The following is a 3,455-nucleotide window of genomic DNA, read 5'->3' on the forward strand; positions in this document are numbered from 1 at the left end:
TCGGCTACGTCAGTCCGATACAGTTCGAGAAAGCTCAAAAAGCTTAGGTCGGTGTCCACGAAACCGGCAGCAGCCCAATGGCCAGCGTGCGGGCGAACGTGGCGTATCCGTTCCGGGTGATCAAGCGCCAGTTCGGGTTCGTGAAGATAGGGCTAAGGGGACTGGCCAGAAACACAGCGCACTTGATTCACGCTGTTTTCGCTGTCCAATCAGTGAATGGCGCGCAAGAAACTGATGGCGATGTGGTCGCGGAGCGGCCCTCTTTGAAGGTCAGGACACCGCACTCAGATTACATTCTTGTAATCCATGTGTAAGCCTACAGGCGGTTTTGCTTTCTAGAGTGCCCACGTTGATTCGCTGGCCTTCACAGAGCCGAAAGCAACGCGAGCCCCTTCTTCGTTGGACAAGATTCCGTGACTTCAGGAGCGTCGATACTGATCGCCGACAACCCACCAGCGCAACTATGACGAATGATCGGATCTCGAAAGCGCCGCTCCAATTTCTTGGAAGAGTACTAGTCTGGGATGCTCCACTACGCGTCTGCTATGCACTCATGGCGGTATGTTTCGCAGGCGCTTATCTGACGGCCGAACAAGAGGAGTGGCGCAAAGTCCATGCAACGTTGGAATTCACACTGGGCGGCCTTGCGGTATTTCGCATCATCTGGGGGTTCGTCGGCACGCGTCATTCGCGGTTCTCGAGCTTCTTAAGGGGATCTGAAGCAATCATGAACAACCTGCGGCAACTTCCGTATGGATGGGGGAAACGTCATATTGGGCACAGCCCGATTGGCGCCCTATTCATCGTCGGCCTGTTGACGTTGATGCTGATTGCGAGTTCCTCCAGTTGTGCGAGTTCTGTTTTACCCACCGCCGACTGGCTGGACGGAATCCACGCAGTCGCAACAAACATGCTGCTCATGGTCGCTGGCTCTTACATTGCCGCAGTAGCCTTTGACAGTTGGCGCGCAGGCGAGAATCTTATGCTCTCGATGATCCACGGATCCAAACTCGGCTCAGTCAACGAAGCCATCCCAAACGCGCAACATGGCGCTGCCTTACTTTTGGTGGTGGCGGTTCTCGGCTTCTGGGGGCATGAGTGGCAGAGCGAAGGCGCTGCCCTCTCTTCACCTGGAAAAATCGCGCCCGTCACAGAAGCCTCTCAAGAGAGGGACGGCGACAAGCCGTGATCAACGCAAGTGCTCCAGGAGCAGAGCGGCACGTTCTCTGCATGAAGTGGGGCACGAAATACGGCCCCGAGTACGTCAATCGCCTCTACGCCATGGTGCGTCGCCACCTGAGCGGCAATTTTCGCTTCCACTGCCTGACTGACCACCCGCGGGGCATCAGGTCAGAAGTGCAGTGCCTGCCCATACCTCCGCTCGATTTGCCCGCAGGCATTCCCGAGCGCGGTTGGACCAAGTTGGTCACTTTCTCTGTGGACCTCCATGGCTTGCACGGCACGGCACTCTTCCTCGATCTCGACGTCGTAGTTGTCGGCAGTCTGGATACATTCTTCGAGCATCCAGGTGAATTCCTGATCATTCACGACTACAAGCGACCGTGGCGTGTGACGGGCAATTCATCGGTCTATCGATTCGAGCTGGGTGCCCATTCAAACGTGCTCAAGCACTTCCAAGAACATTTGTCTGAGGTGCGCTCGGCGTTTCGAAATGAACAAGCATACCTCTCGGATTTCCTTCACCGCGAGCGGAAGCTGGCCTATTGGCCAGCCAGTTGGTGCCCGAGTTTTAAATATGGCTGCATCCCGAAGTGGCCGGAAAATTACCGACGTGCGCCCTTCGTGCCGCCCGACGCTCGCATCGTGATTTTTCACGGTGAATGCAATCCGCCAGACGCGCTCGCGGGCCGACGCAATCGCGCGCTGCGCTTTATCCGGCCCGCGGCCTGGGTGGCTGAGCATTGGAAGGAGTGAGCGTCGCATGACAGACAATGCAGCGCACGAAGCGCACGCATGCTCCGCTGCAGGGGAGCAGCGGTAAAGTATAGGGGCCCAAAATGTTGACTGGTATTCAATCATTGCGCGAGCGCGTTGCACCCCTTGCAAGTGAAGGACTCGCCATGCTGGCATCGTTCGCTCTCCTCGGTGCATGGCTCATGTTTTGGTTTGGTGAATAGATTGCTCGATTTCGCTCTCCTTCGATCTGCTTGCCGACCTGTTCCACTGGGCTGATGCGCGGACTGGAGAATTGGCGCACGCTGATCGAGTCTGAATTGCAGATGTTGCCGGCCAGCGCTGCTACAACGCGTAGCTGGAACGACAGGGCCACGATGAGCGAAGGCGCCCAAGAAAAGCCCGCACTAGATGTGAAGCTCCAATAGGTTGCATCCAGTGTTCATCTGGATTGAGAGAGTGGAAGTCGCCAACACCCCAATCGACTCAGGACGCCCAACCAGCCCCCCCCAAGAAGCATGCCCGATTTACCTTTGCCCCGAATCGAAATGCTCAAGCAGATGACTTTGGAAGGCTCGGATGCAGTGCAAGCTGCAGCTGCACACGGTGTCACCGCACCCAGGCTTGGTCGCTACCCGACTGGCGGCGAAGTCGCCTTGGCCGACGCCTCCTTCAGGCCCCGGCCCCCTCCTAAGTCCATCGGGGCAAGCGAGGCGTGGGTCATCGTCGAACTGCGCAAGCGTCGAATGCAGCAGGCTCGTGCTGCGCGCAGCGTGGGCGTCTCGGCAGCGTCGTCTATCGCGTTCCGACGCGAGCGGGCATGTTCAAGCTGAGCAATCTGGCGTCTCTAGAGTCGATCATGCGATACGAGCACGAAACTCCTGGCAATCTGCTGAATATCAACGCCAAGAAGCAGGGGGTGCATCGTTTGCTCCAGCCACCGTGCCATCGGCAATCGGCGCGGCTCGGTCGATGGCGCAGCATGGCAAACGCTGTTCGTGGCCATAGACGAGCACGCAAGGCTGGCGTTCACCGCCAGGCACCCGTACGAGAAACGGGTGCAGGCGGCTCTGTTCCTGTGCAATGCGGTGGCTTATTGCACGCGCTTGGGCATCACAGTGAAGTGCCTGCTGAGGGACAACAGTGCCGCGTTCCGTTTACGCGACTTCCGCGCGGCCTGCCTCGAGTTGGGTATCAAGCACAGCTTTACGCGACCCTACCGACCCCAAGTGAACGACAAAGCCGACCGGTTCAGTCCGCACTACGCGAGTGGGCATGCGGCTGGACGAACCAGAACTCCGCTCAACGAACGGACACCCTGGCCAGCGGGCAACACCATTACAACTGGTATCGTCCGCACAGCGGCATCGAAGGCTTCGCTCCCATGTCCGCCCCCAATTCGTCAAGAAAGAATCTTTTGACGCCTCACCCTGCTGCTGCCGGCCGTTGTGTTGATGCGGCATGCCGGCCCTGCCGGGCGCACGGTGTCCGAGCCCGTGCCGCGGCATGCCGGCGCGCCACCACCGTCCGCCCCCTGGCGG

General features: G+C 58.7%; 2 protein-coding genes and 2 pseudogenes. All 4 read left to right on the plus strand.

The window, feature by feature from the left end; translation table 11 throughout:
• Nucleotides 1-80: 80 nt before the first annotated feature.
• A pseudogene (locus AC07Y4_RS32760) lies at nucleotides 81-216 on the plus strand (IS5/IS1182 family transposase); the annotation flags it as partial.
• Between the two features lie 247 nt (nucleotides 217-463).
• A complete protein-coding gene (locus tag AC07Y4_RS32765; protein ID WP_082322265.1) occupies nucleotides 464-1,189 on the plus strand; it encodes a cytochrome b/b6 domain-containing protein in 726 nt (241 codons plus the stop codon).
• A 41-nt stretch (nucleotides 1,190-1,230) separates the two neighbouring features.
• Nucleotides 1,231-1,935, plus strand: coding sequence for a glycosyltransferase (locus AC07Y4_RS32770; RefSeq protein WP_495275677.1), 705 nt, complete (start codon nucleotides 1,231-1,233; stop codon nucleotides 1,933-1,935).
• Nucleotides 1,936-2,428: 493 nt separating this feature from the next.
• A pseudogene (locus AC07Y4_RS32775) lies at nucleotides 2,429-3,343 on the plus strand (integrase core domain-containing protein); the annotation flags it as partial.
• Between the last annotated feature and the right edge of the window lie 112 nt (nucleotides 3,344-3,455).

Source organism: Variovorax sp. GW460-12-1-14-LB1, assembly GCF_059423605.1.

Bases quoted from the DNA above. Each gene is read 5' to 3' on its own strand.
- AC07Y4_RS32765 (WP_082322265.1), top strand. From the start codon at position 464: ATGACGAATGATCGGATCTCGAAAGCGCCGCTCCAATTTCTTGGAAGA.
- AC07Y4_RS32770 (WP_495275677.1), top strand. From the start codon at position 1,231: ATGAAGTGGGGCACGAAATACGGCCCCGAGTACGTCAATCGCCTCTAC.